The following is a 22,017-nucleotide window of genomic DNA, read 5'->3' as shown; positions in this document are numbered from 1 at the left end:
CAACGGACGTTTTCCGTAACACTGACAGAATGTAAGCGTTTACCCACAAAGGTATTTTCATGGCGACCATAAAGGATGTAGCCCGACTGGCAGGCGTTTCAGTCGCCACAGTTTCCCGCGTCATTAATAATTCTCCCAAAGCCAGCGAAGCTTCCCGGCTGGCTGTACATAGTGCAATGGAGTCTCTTAGCTATCACCCGAACGCCAACGCCCGGGCGCTGGCACAACAGGCCACCGAAACCGTTGGGTTGATTGTTGGTGATGTCTCCGATCCTTTTTTCGGCGCAATGGTGAAAGCGGTTGAACAGGTGGCTTATCACACGGGTAATTTTTTATTGATTGGTAATGGTTACCACAACGAGCAAAAAGAACGTCAGGCCATTGAGCAGTTGATCCGCCATCGCTGCGCCGCACTGGTCGTTCATGCCAAAATGATTCCCGATGCCGATTTGACAGCATTGATGAAACAAATGCCCGGCATGGTGCTGATCAACCGGATCCTTCCGGGGTTTGAGAATCGTTGCATCGCACTGGACGATCGTTATGGCGCCTCGCTGGCGACGCGTCATTTGATTCAACAAGGCCATACTCGCATTGGTTATCTCTGCTCTAACCACTCTATTTCTGACGCCGAAGATCGTCTGCAGGGTTATTACGATGCCCTTGCCGAAAGCGGTATTCCGGCCAATGATCGGCTGGTAACTTTTGGCGAACCGGATGAAAGCGGCGGCGAACAGGCAATGACTGAACTGCTGGGAAGGGGGCGAAATTTCACTGCCGTGGCCTGTTATAACGACTCAATGGCGGCGGGCGCGATGGGTGTACTCAATGATAATGGTATTGATGTACCGGGTGAGATTTCATTGATTGGCTTTGATGATGTGCTGGTATCGCGCTATGTTCGTCCGCGTTTGACGACAGTACGCTATCCAATTGTAACGATGGCGACTCAGGCTGCCGAACTGGCTTTGGCACTGGCGAACAATCACCCGCTTCCTGAAATTACCAACGTCTTTAGTCCAACGCTGGTACGTCGCCATTCAGTTTCAACACCGTCACTGGAGGCAAGTCATAACGCCTCCAGCAACTAGCCGCGATTAAAGCAACTCAAGCGCCAGTAATTCTTCAATGGTCTGGCGACGGCGAATCAACCGCGCCTGACCATTATCAAACAGAACTTCTGGCAGCAGTGGGCGACTATTGTAGTTTGATGACATTGACGCACCATATGCGCCAGTATCATGCAGTACCAGATAATCCCCCGCCTTCACTTCCGGCAAAGCACGGGTTTCGACATTCCCCCCCTCCTGCTGGGTAAAAACATCCCCCGATTCACATAGCGGCCCGGCGACAACGGTTTCCACCATTAGTGCGTGCTCAAGGGAATGACCATCAGCCGCCAGTGCGCTAATGTGATGGTAACTGCCGTACATTGCCGGGCGCATCAGATCGTTAAATCCGGCGTCAACCAGCACAAAGTGGCGGCTCCCCATCTGTTTGACGCTTCGCACCTGGGTAATCAACACACCAGACTGCGCCACCAGGAAACGACCTGGTTCAATTTCCAGTTTCACAGGGTGACCCAGATGATGAGCAATCTGCTCACGTGCCGCATTCCACAGGCCATAATAATGTTCGGTATCAACCGCTTCTTCTCCCTGCTGATAAGGCACAGAAAGCCCACCGCCAGCAGAAATCGCCTGTAAATCCTGACCAAAGTCGATAACCTGCCGCACCATCGCACCACACACCTGTTCCAGATGTGCATAGTCAACACCGGAACCAATGTGCATGTGAATGCCGACCAGCTGCAATTGATGCCGCTGTATCACTTCCAGTGCGGCGGGAAGATCGGTGTACCAGATACCGTGCTTGCTGTTTTCGCCGCCGGTATTGGTTTTTTGGCTATGCCCATGACCAAACCCCGGGTTAACGCGCAGCCATACCCGATGCCCTGGCGAAACCTGGCCTAGTTGGTCGAGCATACCGACAGAACCCGCATTCACCGGAATTTGCAATTCACTGACACGCTCGAGCGTCGCCTGGTCGATAACATCAGCGGTAAAGACGATGTCATCGGGATGCGTTTGTGGATTGTAACCCGCCGCCAGCGCGCGCTCGATTTCGCCCAACGAGACGGAATCTACTTTCACGCCCTGCTCTCGCATTAAGCGCAAAATATGAATATTGGAACAGGCTTTCTGTGCGAAGCGCACCACATCAAACTGCTTCAGAGCCGCAATCTGCCGACGAATGATTTGTGCATCGTAGACCCAAACCGGGCAGCCAAATTCTGCAGGCAAGCGCAGCAGATTTTCGGCGGTGAGATCGGTATCGGTGCTGAACAGTGAATGTGGCATAACAAACTCCGAATAAGTGCTTTTTTATGATTACGCCACATCATAAAAAGAATAAAAAATATCGATTTATGCCAGGTCTATGCAAAAATGATATGGATTACCGGAGAATGAGATTAAGCAGATGGCCGCCGTTAACTTACGTCATATTGAAATTTTTCATGCGGTAATGACCGCCGGAAGCCTGACTGAAGCAGCACAACTGCTACATACTTCACAACCCACCGTCAGCCGCGAACTGGCGCGCTTTGAAAAAGTAATTGGGATGAAATTGTTTGAGCGCGTACGCGGACGATTACATCCTACCGTGCAAGGGCTGCGGTTGTTTGAAGAGGTGCAGCGATCCTGGTACGGCCTGGATCGCATTGTCAGTGCCGCAGAAAGTTTGCGCGAATTTCGCCAGGGCGAACTGTCTATTGCCTGCTTGCCGGTCTTTTCGCAGTCTTTTTTGCCGCCACTGATGCAACCGTTTCTGGCCCGCTATCCTGAAGTCAGCTTAAACATTGTGCCGCAGGAATCGCCGCTACTTGAAGAGTGGCTCTCAGCCCAGCGCCATGATTTAGGCCTCACCGAGACGCTGCATACGCCTGCGGGTACGGAACGTACTGAATTACTGTCTTTAGATGAAGTCTGTGTTTTACCACAGGGGCATTCGCTGGCGGCAAAAGAGGTATTAACGCCGGAAGATTTTCAGGGTGAGAATTACATCAGCCTTTCCCGTACTGATAGCTATCGCCAGTTGTTGGATCAACTATTTAATGAACATCAGGTTAAACGCCGCATGATTGTGGAAACCCATAGCGCCGCGTCAGTCTGCGCGATGGTACGGGCGGGGGCGGGAGTTTCCGTGGTTAACCCGCTCACCGCACTGGATTATGCGGCAAGCGGTTTAGTGGTGCGGCGATTTAGTATTGCAGTTCCGTTCACCGTTAGCCTGATTCGCCCCCTGCACCGTCCGTCATCAGCACTGGTGCAGGCATTTAGTGAGCACTTACAGGCAGGTTTACCGAATCTGGTTGCCTCACTTAACGCTATTTTGTAGCGAATTACGACAGCATAAAAGCGACGGCATCCTCGGCATGAAGAGCGGTGGTATCGAACACGGGCAGGACACTGCGCTCTTCTGGCACCAGTAAACCAATTTCAGTACAGCCAAAAATGACGCCCTGCGCCCCCTGTTCTGCGAGACGAGTAATGACTTGCGCATAATAAGCGCGTGACGTTTCGGTAAATTGCCCCAGACACAGCTCTTCAAAAATAATCTGATTAATTTTCGCCCGCTCATCCGCTTCAGGCACCAGACAATCGATAGAAAATTGCTCTGCCAGCCGTCCACGATAAAAATCCTGTTCCATGGTGTAGCGCGTTCCCAGCAGCGCCACGCGCGTCATTCCAACACGGGTGATGGCACGCCCGGTGGCATCCGCAATATGTAAGAAAGGCAGTGAGCAACGAGACTCGATGACATCTGCTACTTTGTGCATCGTATTGGTACATAACACAATGCCTTCTGCTCCTGCCCGCTGTAATCCAAGCGCCGCACTGGCAAGAATCTCTCCTGTTTTGTCCCACTCACCGCGACGTTGGCACTCTTCTATTTCATGAAAATCGACGCTATGTAGCAGCACTTGCGCAGAGTGAAGCCCGCCAAGTCGCTGTTTAATGCCTTCATTTATCAGGCGATAGTAAGGAATGGTGGATTCCCAGCTCATTCCTCCCAGCAAACCAATTGTTTTCATTCCTCTCTCCTGATGTGAGTTACCGCAACAGAGCTGATTAAGGAACGAAACAAACGCCTCAACGGCCTGGTGCCAGATCTCTATTAGCGAAAAAAAGGCCGGATGTACAGCACATCCGGCCTGTGAAATCAGACACCGATATTTCTCAATTTCTCACCAGCCATCAGTCTACGTTCGATATGTTCCAGCGTGACATTCTTGGTTTCCGGAATAAGCCAGAAGGTGATGCCAACAAACGCAATGTTCAGCGCAGTGTAGAGCCAGAACGTACCTGCCGCGCCGATGCTATCGAGCAGAGTCAGGAAGGTCGCGCCGATAATCATGTTCGACACCCAGTTCGTAGTGGTCGAACAGGTAATACCAAAATCGCGGCATTTCAGCGGCTGAATTTCGGAGCACAGGATCCACACCACTGGCGCGGCGCTCATCGCATAACCGGCAATACACATCATCGTCATGCCAACAGAGAGCCAGGACAAACCACTGGAAGCCGTACCGTTATCAAACTGCATCAGGCAATAGCCCAACACCAACGTGCCCAGCGCCATCACGCTAAAACCAATTTTCAGTGCCGGTTTACGCCCCGCTTTATCTACCGTAAAAACAGCAATAAAGGTGGCGAACATAAATGTCAGCCCCACCACCAGAGTCGCAATCATCTGTTGCTCTGTGGTCGTAAAGCCCGCCATTTTGAAGATGCGCGGCGCGTAGTACATGATGATGTTCATACCAGTAAACTGCTGCATCGCCTGCAACAACATACCGAGGAACACTGCTCGACGGACATTACGGTTGATCTTAAACAGCGCCCAACCGCCCTGTTTTAATTTCAGGCTTTCACGAATTTCATTGAGTTCTTCTCGCGCTTTTTCCGACGTATCGCGCAGCATACGCAGCACTTCTTCCGCCTCAATATGACGCCCCTTTTCCGCCAGCCAGCGCGGGCTATTCGGCAGAAATACCACCAGAATAATCAACAGAACTGCCGGTAAGGCAAGAACACCTAACATCGCACGCCAGTTACCGCTATAGCTGAATGCCGTGTCGGATAAAAACGCCAGAACGATGCCAAGCGTGACCATTAACTGGTACATACTGATCATCTTGCCACGCACGTTTTCACTCGCCATTTCAGAGAGATACAGTGGCGCAGTGTAAGAGGCAATCCCCACCGCAATCCCCAGAACCACACGGGCCGCGATTAACATTTCGACACTGGTGGCAAACGCTGATCCTATTGAGCCCAATACGAACAGCACAGCACCAGCCATCAGGCTGTATTTACGTCCCAAACGGAACGACAGCCAGCCGTTAAACAGCGCACCGATTGCTGCGCCAAGCATCATGCTACTGACCACCCATTCCTGCAAACGACTGGTCAGCACAAAGTGATCGGTGATAAACGGTAATGCACCTGCGATAACCCCGATATCAAGACCGAATAACAATCCCGCGACCGCAGCAGCTACCGAAACAAACATATTCATACGCCGCGTATCACGCAGAGGGCGCGGCGTTAAAGCAGATTCCGTATTGATAGTAACCATTTTTTCCTGCCAGCACAGAGTAAGACATAGTGAAAAAATACGTGAACAATTAACTCAGGTGTCAGGTCGGAAATAGCATAAATATGGATTAAATTGCTGCCACATGCAGTTATGTGATGGACATTACACTTTTAAAATTAAGTAAAATTAATGACATTATAATTAAGCAACTAATTTTAAAGCAGTTAAAACTAACAAAACTCATCAATTGATAATTAATATGGATTATTTAATAGCCATGATATGGATTATGTTGATTATCAGAAATAAAAAACCCTGCCAATGTGACAGGGTCATAAATGTAAGCAAGATGAATTAACGTGCTAACCAGCCGCCATCCACGGCAATGGTGTAGCCATTAACATAGTCAGAAGCACTGGATGCCAGAAACACCACCGGCCCCATCAGATCGCTCGGCAACCCCCAACGCCCTGCAGGAATGCGATCCAAAATTTCCGCACTACGCTGTTCATCAGCCCGCAGTTGCTGAGTATTGTTGGTCGCCATATAACCCGGAGCAATCGCATTAACGTTGATGTTGTGTTTTGCCCATTCGTTCGCCATCAGGCGCGTCACACCCATCACGCCGCTTTTTGATGCGGTATATGAGGGCACACGGATCCCGCCCTGGAATGAAAGCATTGACGCGATATTAATAATCTTGCCGCCATTACCCTGCGCGATAAAGTGCTTCGCCGCCGCCTGGGACATGAAGAACACGCTTTTGATATTCAGATTCATCACATCGTCCCAGTCTTTTTCGCTGAAATCGAGAGCATCTTCGCGGCGAATTAATCCGGCGTTATTCACCAGGATATCAATATGCCCAAATTCTGCCACCGCACGATCCAGCAGTGCTGGAATACCATCAATCTTACGCAGATCGGCGGTCAGACTTAAAAAACGGCGCCCCAGCGCAGTGACCTGTTCAATGGTCTCAGTTGGCTCAACAATGTTGATACCCACAATGTCACAGCCCGCTTGCGCCAGACCCAACGCCATTCCCTGCCCCAGCCCAGTGTCACAACCGGTGACAACTGCAACTTTACCTTCAAGAGAAAATGCATTTAAAATCATGATAATACCTTATTAATTTATATCCGCGGCTAGCGCAGATCTTTAATGGCAACGTGGTCCATATCATCAAAGACCTGGTTTTCACCGACCATGCCCCAGATAAAGGTATAAGCCCTGGTTCCTACACCTGAATGGATAGACCAGCTTGGGGAAATCACCGCCTGTTCGTTATGCATCACAATGTGACGCGTTTCTTGCGGCTGCCCCATCATGTGGAAAACGCAGGCGTCATCGTCCATGTTGAAATAGAAGTAAACTTCCATCCGGCGCTCGTGGGTGTGGCACGGCATGGTATTCCACAGGTTTCCCGGTGCCAGTTCTGTCAGCCCCATACTCAACTGGCAGGTTTCCAGCACATCCGGCACAAAGTATTTGTTAATCGTGCGGCGGTTACTGGTGAGATTATCGCCCAGCGTAACCGGAGACACTTCAGATGGCGTGACTTTTTTCGTGGGATACGTCGTGTGAGCAGGTGCGCAGTTGTAATAAAACTTCGCCGGAGTGGCACTATCAATGCTGGCAAAAACAACTTCTTTTGCACCTTTACCAACATAGAGGGCGTCGCGGTGACCGATTTCGTAGCATTGACCATCGACGGTAATCGTACCGGTTCCGCCAATATTGATAACCCCTAGCTCGCGACGTTCAAGGAAGTAGCTTACGCCCAGTTGCTTACCAACCTCCCCGCCAACGGAAACCGTTTTAGTTACCGGCATAATGCCGCCAACAATAATACGGTCAATGTGGCTGTAAACCATGGTGTACTCATCCGCGACGAATACCTTTTCAACCAAAAATTCATTGCGCAGCCCTTGGGTATCCAGTGTTTTCGCGTGCGCGCTATGGATGCTTTGTCTTACGTCCACATCAACCTCCGATAATCATTGAAGTGTGAAACCAGAACGATTATGAAACATCGTTTCGTTTTTCTATTGAAGGATGATAAGCCCGTGATGTGCTCTTTTCAATTAAAAATAAAACATTGTTTCATTTTTAAGGTGACGATTGTAAAAAGTGTAGTATCGATCACGAATAAGCAGGGGAAAGGAAAAAGTCAGGTTCTATATGGGACATGCATAGACGTGCCAGCCATCATTATAAAGCAGCTTGATGGCGGTAGAGGTTTAACGGATAAGGAAGAAATACAGATCTAATCGTCACGCTCAATAGTTAATGCCACGCCCTGACCACCACCAATACAGAGTGTAGCCAATCCTTTACGAGCGTTGCGTTTCACCATTTCATGAACCAAAGAAACCAAAATGCGACAGCCAGAGGCGCCAATCGGATGACCCAATGCAATCGCGCCGCCATTGACATTGACCCGGCGTTCATCCCATTCAAGCATCTTGCCAACAGAAAGCGCCTGCGCGGCAAATGCTTCATTAGCCTCAATAAGATCGACATCAGCCAACTGCCAGCCTACACGCTCCAGGCAACGGCGAGTCGCATACACAGGAGCAATGCCCATCAGCGCAGGATCAACACCAACGCTGGCAAAGGCGCGAATACGTGCCAGTACGGGTAAATTCAACGCATGTGCTTTGGCTTCGCTCATCATCATTACCGCAGCCGCGCCATCATTGATGGATGAGGCATTTCCTGCGGTAACAGAACCGTGACTATCAAATGACGGATTTAAACTAGCCAGCCCTTCGGCACTGGCATCGGTACGCGGCTGCTCATCGGTATCAACAATCAGTAACTGCCCATTGCTTTGCGTTCTGACCGGGACGATCTCATCTTTGAATCGTCCGGCATCAATGGCCGCCCGCGCTTTCTGTTGTGAGCTAAGTGCGTAGGCATCTTGTAATTGACGACTGATACCATATTCGCGCGCCAGATTTTCGGCAGTGACACCAATATGGTAATCATTGAATGCATCCCACAAGCCATCATGCACCAGGCTATCAACCAATTGGCTATCGCCAAGCTGTGCTCCGGTGCGGCTATCAGTCAAAACATGTGGCGCACGACTCATATTTTCCTGACCACCGGCAATAACAATATCAGCCTCACCACACTGAATCGCCTGAGTAGCAAGATGCAGAGCTTTTAGCCCGGAACCACAAACATCATTAATGGTAATTGCCGAAACGCTGTTGGGAAGACCACCTTTAATAGCCGATTGCCGTGCTGGATTCTGCCCTGCCCCGGCAGTCAGAACCTGTCCAAGAATCACTTCATCCACCGCATGTGCAGCAACGCCGGTGCGCTCTAATAATGCTTTCACGACCAGGCTGCCTAGTTCCACCGCAGAATGACCAGCCAACGCTCCACGAAAGCAGCCAATAGGTGTCCGTAACGCACCGACAATCACAACATCTTTCATCACAACCTCGCACGAATTAACAGCGCAATAGTAAATGATTGTTAATTCCAATTATCCAAAATGTTTAAAAAAAGTGATTTTTATCACAAAGGAAATTTACCGGAAGGAGGAAGGGTGATATCTGGCTGGCACGCAAGGTTTGCATCTACTTACACACCAATCCAGAGGTTGATATAGCGTTAATCTCCCATGACTGGCCTGGTTTATGGTAAATTGCCCTCCATTTTGTTTAATTTGTAGATGATACGTTCAAATAATGTCTAAAATTTGGTCAAAAGAAGAAACTCTCTGGAGCTTCGCACTCTACGGCACAGCCGTTGGCGCAGGCACGCTCTTCCTTCCTATTCAATTAGGTTCAGCAGGAGCGGTGGTTCTGTTTATTACTGCACTGGTCGCCTGGCCTTTAACATATTGGCCACATAAAGCCTTATGCCAGTTCATCCTTTCTTCAAAAACATCGGCAGGCGAAGGGATCACTGGCGCGGTAACTCACTACTATGGCAAAAAGATCGGTAATCTGATTACCACTCTGTACTTCATTGCCTTTTTTGTCGTGGTGTTGATATACGCAGTGGCAATCACCAACTCACTCACTGAACAGCTGGCGAAGCATATGGTCATTGATCTACGCATCCGTATGCTGGTGAGTCTTGGCGTTGTGTTAATCCTGAATCTTATTTTTCTGATGGGGCGTCACGCCACAATTCGGGTAATGGGATTTTTGGTTTTCCCGCTGATTGCCTACTTCTTATTTCTTTCCATCTACCTGATCGGTAGCTGGCAGCCTTCTTTATTAACAACCCAGGTAGAGTTCAATCAGAATACCCTTCACCAGATATGGATATCGATTCCCGTGATGGTTTTCGCCTTTAGCCATACTCCGATTATTTCTACGTTTGCTATCGACAGACGAGAAAAATACGGCGAACACGCTATGGATAAATGCAAAAAAATTATGAAGGTCGCTTATCTCATCATCTGCGTGAGCGTGCTGTTCTTCGTCTTTAGCTGCCTGTTATCAATTCCACCTTCATATATTGAGGCGGCAAAAGAGGAAGGCGTCACCATTTTATCGGCACTATCTATGCTGCCAAATGCCCCTGCGTGGTTGTCAATTTCCGGGATTATTGTCGCGGTAGTTGCCATGTCTAAATCATTTTTAGGCACCTACTTTGGCGTTATTGAAGGTGCGACGGAATTAGTCAAAACCACGTTACAGCAGGCGGGAGTTAAAAAAAGCCGAGCATTTAACCGCGCGCTGTCAATTATGTTGGTATCGCTGATTACTTTCATTGTCTGCTGCATCAACCCTAACGCAATTTCGATGATTTACGCGATCAGTGGTCCGCTCATTGCCATGATTCTTTTTATCATGCCAACACTGTCTACGTATCTCATTCCTGCCCTTAAACCCTGGCGTTCCATCGGAAATCTAATTACGTTGATCGTGGGTATCCTGTGCGTATCGGTAATGTTCTTTAGTTAATCGCTGATGTGAATGGTTCAAAATAGTCCTTATTTTGAACCATTCCAGTTCTTACAATGCCTCTCCACCATTAATCACCCTCCTGACCATCTATAGCATAAACAAACAATATCAAGCTGTTATCCTCAGTAAAAATCTGAACATCTTAAATAAGACTATTTAAGATGCATCACTTAGATTTACACGATATCGTCTGGTTATTCGAAAACAATTTGCAGTATAGATATTCCTAATGCGTTAGGCACTTATCTGATTTGCAATAAGCCCAACATGGTTAACCGAGTGAAATCCAGCCATATTTAAAACTTAATGATGTATTCTTAAATATCTTATTGAGAATAATATCAAATACAGATTAAACGCAAATCCCCATTAAAAGCTTATTAAATCAGAGCGTATTGACATCATCAATAACCAATGAAATTATGCGATTATCTATGAATAGGGAGGTTATTAACATGAGACTTTGTAGTAGATATAAAAGTCTTACATGCAATAGTTGCTCAATGCATTGCCAAATAATGCCAGAAAAGTCACCGCGCTTGCAGTATTGTGCAAACGCCTGTTTTTGTATGTGGCCCGAAGATAGTTCGTATTTTAATCGTGGTGTGGTTGAAGGCATATTAAGTAAAAATCACAATGCTCGATTAAGTGGATATATTTTTGTAGATTTTTCAGTAAGTTTTTTACGTCTTTTTCTGGATAAAGGCTGGATTGAGTATCTTGCAAGTACGGAAATGGGAATTGTGTTGATAAGCGACAGGAATATGCAATCTCTTGCTAATTACTGGAGAAAACACAATCCCGCAATATCAGCTATTATATATAATGATGATGGACTGGATGTTGCTAACGAGAAGATCAGGCAGCTGTTTATTGGTCGTTACCTGTCATTTACCAGAGGCAATACATTGACTCAAATGGAGTTCACCATAATGGGGCATATGGTATCTGGCTATAATCCATATCAAATTGCAGACACTCTCGACATGGATATCCGTAGCATCTACGCCTACAAGCAAAGAATTGAAAAAAGGATGGGTGGTAAAATAAACGAATTATTTATACGTTCGAACTCAGTTCAGCATTGAAACGTAACTATCGACAATAATAATTATATATACGGGCATTTATAATGATGCCCGTGTTTTATAAGATGAGCTTCCAATTCCGCTTGTTAATTTTTAGTTTAATTATGTGAATTTTGTGTGCCATTTCAAAAATTCATGAGCGAAAAAGCCCGGGAAGTAGACGTTATAAGCGTTAAATATGTTAATACACATGGTGTTTTAAGTTGCATTAATATATTGCAATTATAATTGTCGTAGTGAATATAAAATTAATATATATTTATTAGGTAAATACTAATATACTTACCAAACTATCTCATTTCAATTTTCTTAATGCTGTGTTTTATTGACCTATGTACTGGATTATTAACAATAATATTGAGTTCTGGCCGGAACACAAGAAATTAATTTCGGTACATGACGCCGAATTGAACGTTGTTCTGACAACGCCCGCAAGCAGGTGTTTATCGTTGCTACTCGAAGCTTTTCCAGATGTGGTCGCCCAGCAGAACTTTTTCTCCAGAGTCTGGGAAGAAGAAGGTATGCGTGTACCGGTCAACACGTTATACCAAAACATATCGATTATCAGGCGTGGGTTTCGCGCGGTTGGTGATACGACTCATTCGCTTATTGCAACCGTGCCGAGAAAAGGGTTCAAGCTCAATAACGATATCAACATAGAAAATCATACCCCACCCTCTTCAATAGATGTTCAAAAGCATAACTCTCCTCTCAATTTGAACGTTACAGATGAGGTTAAAGAGATAAATGCTGCTCCAGATAATCATGTCAGGAACAGACTCTCGCGCTCTAAATTTTATTTACCAATGTTAAGTGCATTTGGTGTGGGTTTGCTTACCGCATTTTTACTATGGAATAATAACCAACCCAAACCATTCTTTAGAGATTACCGGACTGTTGCAGAAATAAATGGTTGTCATTTTAATGTTACAGAAGATAGCATCGATGGTCTGAAAGATTTCGATAAATATAAAAACCATATATTAGAGACAGGAATTGACTGCAAAAAATATCCATGGTTATATTTTCCCCTTGCCAGGTCGTTTCCGGGTTTGATTGTTATGGCCTGCAAAAAAAGCCATAGAAATAACGAAGTTACAGGCTGTTTAACTTTGTCTTATCGTGGGGTTAATCGTGACTCGTTATAAAAAAAGCCTGATACTTATTTTATGTTTTATTAGTGGATTTGTGTTTTTTATTACCTATAATTATTCTAAAGAGAAAATCGCATACAATGAAAAATGTACAGCTAACTGGGTTATTTTTAATGACCAGGGACAAGCCAATCTCACCCTTGACTTTATGTATAACCAAAACAAAAAGACAGGTATTGTTGCACTGAGCGGCACATGGAAACAAAATACAAAGGCTTATAAAGCAATTCGACGTGATATTGAATACACATGGACTGAAAATTATAACACCTTGCATCTCACCTCCAATAAAATAAATAAATTCGATATTATTGATCAAGTTGAGGATGATAAACTGGCACTACTTCTTCCTGACTTCTATGTCTTTTCAGGAAAAATGATAAGCTATAATATACAAACACAAGGTAATCGCGGTTTTCTTTTTAACATTAGTAACAGAGCCATCATGTACTGTGCAAGATAACCCCTGATACGGTTGAAATAAAAATAACACATGTAATATTTCTATAATTTTATAACTATGCCATCTATACAGCAACCTTCCACTCTCTAAAAATATTAGCAATGCATCCCCCTTCTCTCATTATAATGCTCACTCTTCAAATTAATACATTGCCGGTATTAATTTGAAGAAATATCCTCAGCGAGAATACTCCATTGTAGAAGTGATATACATGATTGTGTAAAAAGCAACAAATATATATTTTATACATAATAAACTGCAGAGAAAGCTATTGTTACTATAACGTTCACAAACAAGGTTCGAACTCGATACATAGCTATCACTTGGGTATTTTCTCTTATCTTAAATCAAAATTAGCACTCAGTTAAGGAATGAAAGACGTGTAAGTTTATTGTTGTCTTTCAACAAGTTATGTATAAACATGATTAAAAAGCATTAATTAAGGATATTTCAGGTTACATTCGAAACAATCCTGGATAAATTAATTCAAACAGTCATGGAATTTTATATATACAAAATCATATACAGTTTAATAAAACATATATGAATATTAGTTATATTTATTACTCATTCAGGACGCAAATAACCATAAATTTCACAGGGGTTAGCTAATGGATTTAGAAATTAAGTTTTCATATCATTTTTCTGATGGAATAATACTTACAGAAGATGGTATTCTTACAAAAGGGAATGAGCAGTCTTACATACCTCCGAAAGAGCTTGGCGTATTATTTGTATTGCTTGAATCATCTGGCAACGTTGTATCAAAAGATATGATCATCGAGTCCGTGTGGAAAAATGTAATTGTAAGTGACGAATCCCTTACACGGTGTATATATTCATTAAGATGTATTTTTGAACGCATCGGCTATACTCGCTGTATAGAAACTATATACAGAAAAGGGTATCGATTCAGTGGGCAAGTTTTCAAGATAAAAGGGAACCAAAATAATAAAGCAGGTAGTGCTGTTGCTTTATTTCCATTTATAACATCCCACAGTCATCATGATCCATTAAAACTAAATCAGGATCTTGTACAACTTATTTCAAACCAAAAAGATGATGCCCTTTACATATACCCACTGGCGGCAACCCAGTATTGTATAGATAATAAATCTCAAACAGCTTTTCTGGCCAGATTCAAACCAGATTATTTTATAACTGGAAGAATTAGCCAACATGGAGCATCAAATAGCTTATATGTAGAGGTGATCGATGCAAAAAGCTTTTATCTTGTTGCCAGCACACATCTGCAAGCGGATGATATACAAAAAGTATCACAATTTATAATCAGTAACTTGAATCTGGCTATGAAGAAACCTAAAGCCGCGCAGGAAATGATCAGTCAACGCGATTCTTTTAATGACAATATTTTATCAAAAGAAATGTCTAACGGAAAAAACGCACTGAATGAGTTCACACCTGAAAGTATTGTCAAAGCAATAACAATATTTGAACACCTGAAAAAAAATACAATATTCCGTCTCTAATAAATGAGTGTCATTGCCTGTTGGCTGAATGCTATATATCCCTGGCTCTTCATGGTATGAACGAGCATAAAGATGCAACTCAAAAAGCATTAGCATTTATAGATAAGGTGTCAGATAAAACTATTTGTGATGGAAAGATTTTAGGGATCATGGGATTGATAACCGGCCTTTCCGGACAAGCAACGACATCACGTATTTTTTTTGAATATGCGCAGACACAAATATTAGATATCGCCGCCTTATACTATTATCGAACACTGGTAAATATATATAACGATAGAATTGATGATGCAATTGCTTGTATAGATCAAGCACTGTTACTTGAGCCTAATATACATAAAGCTGTAGTAATAAAAAAATGTATTAATGCATATATTTCTGCAACGCAGAATAAAAAATGTACACACGTTTATCAAGGAACAGAGAACGAATGTCATTTGGTTATTATTAATAACATCCAAAAGTTAAAGCAATTGACAAAAACGAACAATAGTATCGATTTTAACAGTCAATATGCAGTAGCTTGAGTCGTGATAATCCTCGACTGGTATAACGAATGCAAACTCGTTTATGACTGCCGATGTCGAGGAGCACTCAAGTTCTACTTATCTTTGATTGTTGTTATTTGATTCAGCCATACCTGATGTGAGTACATTAAAAGAATGGAACGTTTCGATAAAAAAGAAAAATAAATGAGGATATAAAAACTGGAGCGGGCGAAGGGAATCGAACCCTCGTATAGAGCTTGGGAAGCTCTCGTTCTACCATTGAACTACGCCCGCTTTGAGATGCGTAAGGCATTATAAACCTTACGCTCTTCTTAGCAAGTGCCTTGCTACTGACTGCTGATTAATTCACCATCAGCACTTTGGTTTGCTGCCCTGTGGCGGCAAGTAGCGCAAAGGATCAATCGCCGTAGCACGGTAACGAATCTGGAAATGTAACCGCACGGATTCAGCATCCGTACTGCCCATCGTCGCTATCTTTTGCCCAGCCTTAACATTTTGCCCATTGTTTACCAGCATCGTGTCGTTATGAGCGTAGGCAGTGATGTAATCTTCACTGTGTTTAATCATGATGAGATTACCGTAGCCACGTAATTGGTTACCGACATACACAACCTTGCCGGCGCCAGCTGCATATATTGGTGTCCCGCGCACTGCAGCAATATCAATCCCTTTATTGCCGCCATCCGCCATTGAGTAAGGCATGATAACTTTTCCACTCGCTGGCCATATCCAGCAGCGTTGTCCGACGGGTGGCCATGAAGATTTCGGAACCACTGGCGGTGGAGTGACTGACGCTGTTTTCGTCGTTGATTTGGCTGTATATTTTCGCGAACTGCGGTTACTTTTCGCCCCACCAAGCTTCAACTTTTGACCAACTTCGATGGTATAGGGTGGAGAAATGCCGTTGAGTCGGGCAAGTTCTTTTACGCTTGTTCCCGTGGTGCGTGAAATACGATAAAGCGTATCCCCCCGTTTCACGGTGTAAACGGAGCCGGAATACGTTCCTGTGTCTGATGATTTGCTACCAGAACAGCCCGCCAGAAGCAGCCCTGCCGATAACAGCATCACGATACCCAGCGTTTTTTTATTCGGGCGTCCTGCGCTCAAAATCTTTCCTCGCTCAAAAAACAAGACGCTATATCATAGCAGCCACCTGTCAGATACCCAATCCATTGCTCGGAAAATGGATGTACAAATCAAGAATTGTGAATGAATCCATTAGGATAGCGATCCCCCATTTGCACATCGTCATAACGAAAAAGAGAGCCCCCTGAGTGTCGCCTAATATTCATTTATCACAATGATTTTTATCACACTCATATTGATACACTGCCCTCTCTTTCTTTGCTGATAAAAACGCATCATCCCTGGCGTTTTATTAACAACATCACACTTCCCTCCTCCCACCATGTTTATAGTCGTTTCTGGCGTAATTCTTGCCTGCAAAGACTAAATCATTGCCATAAGAACCAAATGTTCAAATCAAGGGGATTTCTATGGAAGCGCGGGAAGCAACCGCTACAGGTGAATCATGTATGCGCGTAGATGCCATTGCTAAGGTTACCGGGCGGGCACGATATACAGATGATTATGTTATGGCAGGCATGTGTTACGCAAAATATGTACGTAGCCCTATCGCACATGGTTATGCCGTAAATATTAACGATGAAAAAGCCAGAAGCCTGCCGGGCGTACTGGCGATTTTTACCTGGGAAGATGTACCGAATATCCCATTCGCGACGGCAGGACATGCATGGACGCTTGACGAAAATAAACGCGATACCGCTGATCGCGCACTGTTAACCCGCCATGTTCGTCATCATGGTGATGCTGTTGCCATCGTCGTAGCCCGCGATGAGCTCACGGCAGAAAAAGCGGCGCAACTAGTCAGCATTGAGTGGCAAGAATTACCCGTTATCACCACGCCAGAAGCGGCACTGGCAGAAGACGCAGCACCAATCCATAACGGCGGCAATTTACTTAAACAAAGCATGATGTCGACAGGCAATGTCCAGCAAACAATCGATGCGGCAGATTACCAGATCGAGGGGCATTATCAGACACCGGTCATTCAGCATTGCCATATGGAAAGTGTGACCTCACTGGCATGGATGGAGGATGACTCGCGAATTACCATCGTCTCCAGTACGCAGATCCCGCACATTGTTCGCCGCGTTGTCGGTCAGGCGCTGGATATTCCCTGGTCATGTGTGCGAGTCATCAAACCGTTTGTCGGTGGCGGTTTTGGTAATAAACAGGATGTGCTGGAAGAGCCAATGGCGGCATTCCTGACCAGCAAACTCGGTGGTATTCCGGTGAAAGTTTCCCTTAGCCGTGAAGAGTGTTTTCTCGCAACCCGAACCCGCCACGCCTTTACCATTGATGGGCAAATGGGCGTGAACCGTGATGGTACGTTGAAAGGTTATAGTCTGGATGTTCTGTCCAACACCGGCGCTTACGCCTCTCACGGTCACTCCATCGCTTCCGCAGGCGGTAATAAAGTCGCTTACCTTTATCCTCGTTGTGCTTACGCTTACAGTTCAAAGACCTGCTATACCAATCTGCCCTCGGCTGGCGCGATGCGCGGTTATGGTGCACCGCAAGTCGTTTTTGCTGTCAAATCAATGCTGGATGACGCCGCTATCGCGCTGGAACTAGACCCAGTAGAAATTCGTTTACGTAATGCCGCTCGTGAAGGCGATGCAAATCCACTCACGGGCAAGCGTATTTACAGCGCCGGATTACCAGAGTGTCTGGAAAAAGGACGAGAAATCTTTGAATGGGAAAAACGCCGTGCAGAGTGCCAGAACCAGCAAGGCAATTTACGGCGAGGCGTTGGCGTTGCCTGTTTTAGCTACACCTCTAACACCTGGCCTGTTGGTGTAGAAATCGCTGGCGCACGCCTGTTGATGAATCAGGATGGAACCATCAACGTACAAAGCGGTGCGACGGAAATCGGTCAGGGTGCCGACACCGTGTTCTCGCAAATGGTGGCGGAAACCGTGGGTGTCCCGGTCAGCGATGTCCGCGTAATTTCGACACAAGACACCGACGTTACCCCCTTCGACCCCGGTGCGTTTGCGTCACGGCAGAGCTATGTTGCCGCGCCAGCGTTGCGCAGTGCGGCGTTGCTGTTGAAAGAGAAAATCATCGCTCACGCCGCAGTCATGCTACATCAGTCAGCGATGAATCTAACCTTGATAAAAGGCCATATCGTGCTGGTTGAAAGACCGGAAGAGCCATTGTTGTCATTAAAAGATCTGGCAATGGATGCGTTTTATCATCCCGAGCGTGGCGGACAGCTTTCTGCAGAAAGCTCCATCAAAACCACCACGAACCCACCAGCGTTTGGCTGTACCTTTGTTGATCTGACGGTCGATATCGCGCTGTGCAAAGTCACTATCAACCGCATCCTCAATGTTCATGATTCGGGGCATATTCTTAATCCGCTGCTGGCAGAAGGCCAGGTACACGGCGGGATGGGAATGGGCATTGGCTGGGCGCTATTTGAAGAGATGATCATCGACGCGAAAAGCGGTGTGGTACGTAACCCAAATCTGCTGGATTACAAAATGCCGACCATGCCAGATCTGCCACAACTGGAAAGCGCATTCGTCGAAATCAATGAACCGCAATCCGCATACGGACATAAGTCACTGGGTGAGCCTCCGATCATTCCTGTTGCCGCAGCTATTCGTAACGCGGTGAAGATGGCTACCGGTGTTGCAATCAATACACTGCCGCTGACGCCAAAACGGTTATACGAAGAGTTCCATCTGGCAGGATTGATTTGAGGATAACATCATGTTTGATTTTGCTTCTTACCATCGCGCGACCACCATTGCCGATGCCATCAACCTGCTGACCCACAATCCGCAGGCAAAACTGCTCGCCGGTGGCACTGACGTACTGATTCAGCTCCACCATCACAATGACCGTTATCGCCATATTGTTGATATCCACAATCTGGCGGAGCTTCGGGGGATTACGCTGGAGGAAAACGGCGCGCTGCGAATCGGCTCCGCGACGACATTTACTCAGCTCATTGAAGATCCGTTAACCCAGCGTCATCTTCCGGCGTTATGTGCTGCGGCTTCGTCAATTGCCGGGCCACAGATCCGTAATGTCGCTACCTACGGTGGAAATATTTGCAACGGTGCCACCAGCGCAGATTCCGCCACGCCAACGCTGATTTATGACGCGAAGCTGGAGATCCACTCACCGCGAGGAGTTCGTTTTGTCCCGATAAATGGCTTTCACACCGGGCCGGGCAAAGTATCTCTTGAGCATGACGAAATCCTTGTCGCCTTTCATTTTCCGCCGCAACCGAAAGAACATGCTGGTAGCGCGCATTTTAAATATGCCATGCGCGACGCGATGGATATTTCAACGATTGGCTGCGCCGCACATTGTCGGCTGGATAATGGAAGTTTCAGTGAATTACGCCTGGCATTTGGTGTTGCCGCTCCAACGCCGATTCGCTGCCAACATGCTGAACAGGCTGCACAAAACGCGCCACTGAACCTGCAAACGCTGGAAGCCATCAGCGAGTCTGTCCTGCAAGACGTCGCCCCGCGTTCCTCATGGCGTGCGAGTAAAGAGTTTCGTCTGCATCTTATCCAGACGATGACCAAAAAAGTCATTAGCGAAGCCGTCGCTGCGGCAGGGGGAAAACTGCAATGAACCACAGCGAAACAATTACCATTGAATGCGTCATTAACGGAATGCCTTTTCAGCTCCGCGCCGCGCCGGGTATGCCGCTTTCAGAACTGCTCCGTGAACAAGGATTACTTAGCGTCAAACAAGGATGCTGCGTTGGAGAATGCGGCGCGTGTACTGTGCTGGTTGATGGCACCGCGATAGATAGCTGCTTATACCTTGCCACCTGGGCTGAAGGAAAAGAGATCCGCACACTGGAAGGCGAAGCAAAAGGCGGCAAACTTTCTCATGTACAACAGGCTTATGCGAAATCAGGCGCGGTACAGTGTGGCTTTTGTACGCCCGGGTTGATTATGGCCACCACGGCAATGCTGGCAAAACCACGCGAGAAACCATTAACTATTACGGAAATTCGTCGCGTCCTGGCGGGAAATCTTTGTCGCTGCACCGGTTATCAGATGGTTGTGAATACAGTGCTGGACTGCGAGGAAACGAAGTAAAACGAAATCCGGCCTGAATGCTGGCCGGATTTACGGCGATTACGCGCTTAACAATTCATATTTTTTAATCTTACGATAGAGCGTAGCAATGCCGATGCCCAGTTCATCAGCGACTTGCTTCTTGCTGTTATGACGTGAAAGCGCCTCGCGGATCATCTGTTTTTCCATCTCCTCCAGCGCCGTACCACCAGCATCATCAAGTGCCAAATGTGCTTCGCTGGCTTCTGGGCTCTCACTTTGCTCTGTCACGCCGTTATTTACCAGATTGGGCGGCAGGAGTGTGCTGTCAATGACTTCACCTGAAGGAACAACGTTGACCAGATATTCCATCAAATTGCTTAGCTCTCGCAGGTTTCCAGGCCAATAATGCTTACGCAGCAACTCAACAACATCAGGAGCAATGCCAGGATAAACCGACCCCAGACGACGGGTATGCAGATGTAAAAAGTAATGCACCAGCAGTTCAATATCTTCCTGACGTTCACGCAAAGGCGGCAACGTTATCGGAATAACATTCAGGCGATAGAAGAGATCCTCACGAAACTTACCTTCAGCAATAAACTGAGCCAAATTCTGGTTAGTTGCAGAAATGATGCGAATGTCGACCTGTATTGGGCTGCTGGCACCAATCGGCAGAATTTCACGCGCCTCAATAGCTCGTAACAATTTTGCCTGCAACATTAATGGCATATCGCCAATTTCATCGAGAAACAGCGTGCCCGTATTCGCCGCCTGAATCAGCCCTGTTTTTCCGTTGGCAGAAGCCCCCGTAAAAGCGCCTTTGACATAACCGAACAGCTCACTTTCCAGAAGCTGCTCCGGGATCGCGGCACAGTTGATAGCAATAAAGGGTTTATTCCGTCTTCCACTCAACTTATGGATTGCACGAGCGACAACTTCTTTACCGGTGCCACTTTCCCCGACCACCATTACGCTGGATGGGCTGGGCGCGATACGGCTAATGAGTCGTTTTAATTGCCGCATAACCCGGCATTCACCCACTAATTGTTCAATATGCGGTTCATCAGAAACGTTCGCCACAGAAAAACTGGTATGTGACTGGTGAAACGCCATCAAAAATAACTGTCGTCCCTGGATGTTATGCAACTGACCAATGATTAATTCACTTTTATCATCCCACGAAACGATATGTTGCATATGTCCATGAGTAAAATTACTCTCAAATGTTAATGGTCTGAAACGAATAGGTTTCCCAACCATATTATTTTGAGCAACACCAAGAGTTTTTAATGCAGTCTGGTTAACAAACTGAATACGATTGTCTTCATCAATAACTAACACTCCCTGATCCATATTATCGATCATGGTAGCGAATATTTTACTTATATTATCTCCTGGCCCCTGATCTTCCAGAAGTTTCGAGACAAAAATAGTAGATATATGGCGAACGTAATCTGAAAATTCGCGTAAATTATCACTGATATGTTCTTGTTGCTCATGAGTAACAGCAATCAAACTTATCACTCCGACACAACGATCCTGCAGAATAACGGGCGTGCCCAGGAATGCCTTTTCAGGTAATGACTCCAACTTATTGATAGTGTTTTATGTTCAGATAATGCCCGATGACTTTGTCATGCAGCTCCACCGAT

17 protein-coding genes, 1 tRNA gene and 2 pseudogenes are annotated in these 22,017 nt (G+C 46.0%); 10 read left to right on the top strand and 10 right to left on the bottom strand.

Annotated elements, in window-relative coordinates:
- The first annotated feature begins 59 nt into the window (after positions 1-59).
- Positions 60-1,091 carry an HTH-type transcriptional regulator GalR gene (galR, locus tag FC814_RS07035; protein WP_137325716.1) on the top strand — a complete coding sequence of 344 codons (1,032 nt, stop codon included), beginning with the start codon at positions 60-62 and terminating at the stop codon, positions 1,089-1,091.
- 6 nt (positions 1,092-1,097) lie between these two features.
- Here galR and lysA read toward each other — a convergent pair whose 3' ends face one another.
- A complete protein-coding gene (gene lysA / locus FC814_RS07030; protein ID WP_137325715.1) occupies positions 1,098-2,360 on the bottom strand; it encodes a diaminopimelate decarboxylase in 1,263 nt (420 codons plus the stop codon).
- A 121-nt stretch (positions 2,361-2,481) separates the two neighbouring features.
- Between lysA and lysR the strand changes: the two genes are divergently transcribed.
- Entirely contained in the window at positions 2,482-3,399 is a 918-nt protein-coding gene (gene lysR, locus FC814_RS07025) for a DNA-binding transcriptional regulator LysR (protein ID WP_000741845.1), read from the top strand.
- Between the two features lie 4 nt (positions 3,400-3,403).
- Here the strand turns inward: lysR and FC814_RS07020 are convergent, their stop codons facing one another.
- The 5 genes from FC814_RS07020 to FC814_RS06995 form a co-directional block, all read right to left on the bottom strand.
- On the bottom strand, positions 3,404-4,096 hold the full coding sequence (locus FC814_RS07020; RefSeq protein ID WP_000848678.1) for an aspartate/glutamate racemase: 693 nt from the start codon (positions 4,094-4,096) through the stop codon (positions 3,404-3,406).
- A 128-nt stretch (positions 4,097-4,224) separates the two neighbouring features.
- Positions 4,225-5,643 carry an arabinose-proton symporter AraE gene (gene araE / locus FC814_RS07015; protein WP_000256430.1) on the bottom strand — a complete coding sequence of 473 codons (1,419 nt, stop codon included), beginning with the start codon at positions 5,641-5,643 and terminating at the stop codon, positions 4,225-4,227.
- Positions 5,644-5,958: 315 nt separating this feature from the next.
- The gene (kduD, locus tag FC814_RS07010) at positions 5,959-6,720 is read right to left on the bottom strand and encodes a 2-dehydro-3-deoxy-D-gluconate 5-dehydrogenase KduD (protein WP_000602499.1); all 762 of its coding nucleotides are present in this window, start codon (positions 6,718-6,720) and stop codon (positions 5,959-5,961) included.
- Positions 6,721-6,749: 29 nt separating this feature from the next.
- On the bottom strand, positions 6,750-7,586 hold the full coding sequence (gene kduI, locus FC814_RS07005) for a 5-dehydro-4-deoxy-D-glucuronate isomerase (RefSeq protein WP_000383255.1): 837 nt from the start codon (positions 7,584-7,586) through the stop codon (positions 6,750-6,752).
- A gap of 284 nt (positions 7,587-7,870) precedes the next feature.
- On the bottom strand, positions 7,871-9,052 hold the full coding sequence (locus FC814_RS06995; protein WP_000656049.1) for an acetyl-CoA C-acetyltransferase: 1,182 nt from the start codon (positions 9,050-9,052) through the stop codon (positions 7,871-7,873).
- A gap of 256 nt (positions 9,053-9,308) precedes the next feature.
- Here FC814_RS06995 and FC814_RS06990 point away from each other — a divergent pair, with 256 nt between their 5' ends.
- From FC814_RS06990 to FC814_RS06970, 5 genes and pseudogenes are all read left to right on the top strand, one after another.
- Positions 9,309-10,538: an amino acid permease gene (locus tag FC814_RS06990; RefSeq protein WP_137325713.1), complete on the top strand. Its 1,230-nt coding sequence runs from the start codon at positions 9,309-9,311 to the stop codon at positions 10,536-10,538.
- A 458-nt stretch (positions 10,539-10,996) separates the two neighbouring features.
- Entirely contained in the window at positions 10,997-11,629 is a 633-nt protein-coding gene (locus FC814_RS06985; protein WP_137325712.1) for a helix-turn-helix transcriptional regulator, read from the top strand.
- Positions 11,630-11,961: 332 nt separating this feature from the next.
- Complete coding sequence (locus tag FC814_RS06980) at positions 11,962-12,777, top strand: transcriptional regulator (protein WP_137325711.1); 816 nt, start codon at positions 11,962-11,964, stop codon at positions 12,775-12,777.
- Complete coding sequence (locus FC814_RS06975; RefSeq protein ID WP_085461117.1) at positions 12,764-13,246, top strand: hypothetical protein; 483 nt, start codon at positions 12,764-12,766, stop codon at positions 13,244-13,246. Before FC814_RS06980 ends, FC814_RS06975 begins: the two co-directional genes overlap by 14 nt.
- A gap of 611 nt (positions 13,247-13,857) precedes the next feature.
- Positions 13,858-15,263 (top strand): annotated as a pseudogene (locus FC814_RS06970) (winged helix-turn-helix domain-containing protein).
- A gap of 181 nt (positions 15,264-15,444) precedes the next feature.
- Here FC814_RS06970 and FC814_RS06965 read toward each other — a convergent pair.
- Together FC814_RS06965 and actS are read right to left on the bottom strand one after the other, a co-directional pair.
- A tRNA-Gly gene (locus FC814_RS06965) sits at positions 15,445-15,518 on the bottom strand.
- Positions 15,519-15,596: 78 nt separating this feature from the next.
- Complete coding sequence (actS, locus tag FC814_RS06960; protein WP_137325710.1) at positions 15,597-16,352, bottom strand: amidase activator ActS; 756 nt, start codon at positions 16,350-16,352, stop codon at positions 15,597-15,599.
- 389 nt (positions 16,353-16,741) lie between these two features.
- Here actS and xdhA point away from each other — a divergent pair, with 389 nt between their 5' ends.
- The 3 genes from xdhA to xdhC are packed head-to-tail and all read left to right on the top strand — an operon-like array spanning position 16,742 to position 20,404.
- Positions 16,742-19,039 carry a xanthine dehydrogenase molybdenum-binding subunit XdhA gene (gene xdhA / locus FC814_RS06955; RefSeq protein ID WP_137325709.1) on the top strand — a complete coding sequence of 766 codons (2,298 nt, stop codon included), beginning with the start codon at positions 16,742-16,744 and terminating at the stop codon, positions 19,037-19,039.
- Between the two features lie 10 nt (positions 19,040-19,049).
- On the top strand, positions 19,050-19,928 hold the full coding sequence (xdhB, locus tag FC814_RS06950; RefSeq protein ID WP_137325708.1) for a xanthine dehydrogenase FAD-binding subunit XdhB: 879 nt from the start codon (positions 19,050-19,052) through the stop codon (positions 19,926-19,928).
- Entirely contained in the window at positions 19,925-20,404 is a 480-nt protein-coding gene (xdhC, locus tag FC814_RS06945) for a xanthine dehydrogenase iron sulfur-binding subunit XdhC (protein ID WP_137325707.1), read from the top strand. The genes xdhB and xdhC overlap by 4 nt, the downstream gene beginning before the upstream one ends.
- A gap of 39 nt (positions 20,405-20,443) precedes the next feature.
- On the opposite strand, the pseudogene FC814_RS06940 reads toward xdhC, so the two are convergent.
- A pseudogene (locus tag FC814_RS06940) lies at positions 20,444-21,940 on the bottom strand (sigma-54 interaction domain-containing protein); the annotation flags it as partial.
- 16 nt (positions 21,941-21,956) lie between these two features.
- Positions 21,957-22,017, bottom strand: a 61-nt coding sequence (locus FC814_RS23450) for an IS1 family transposase (RefSeq protein ID WP_071528444.1), incomplete at its 5' end; no start/stop codon positions are given.

Origin of the sequence: Escherichia sp. MR, from assembly GCF_005280595.1 — a bacterium.
GTDB classification, from domain to species: domain Bacteria; phylum Pseudomonadota; class Gammaproteobacteria; order Enterobacterales; family Enterobacteriaceae; genus Escherichia; species Escherichia ruysiae.
Note: the sequence above shows the minus strand (reverse complement) of the source record. Positions and strands in the feature narration are given on the sequence as shown.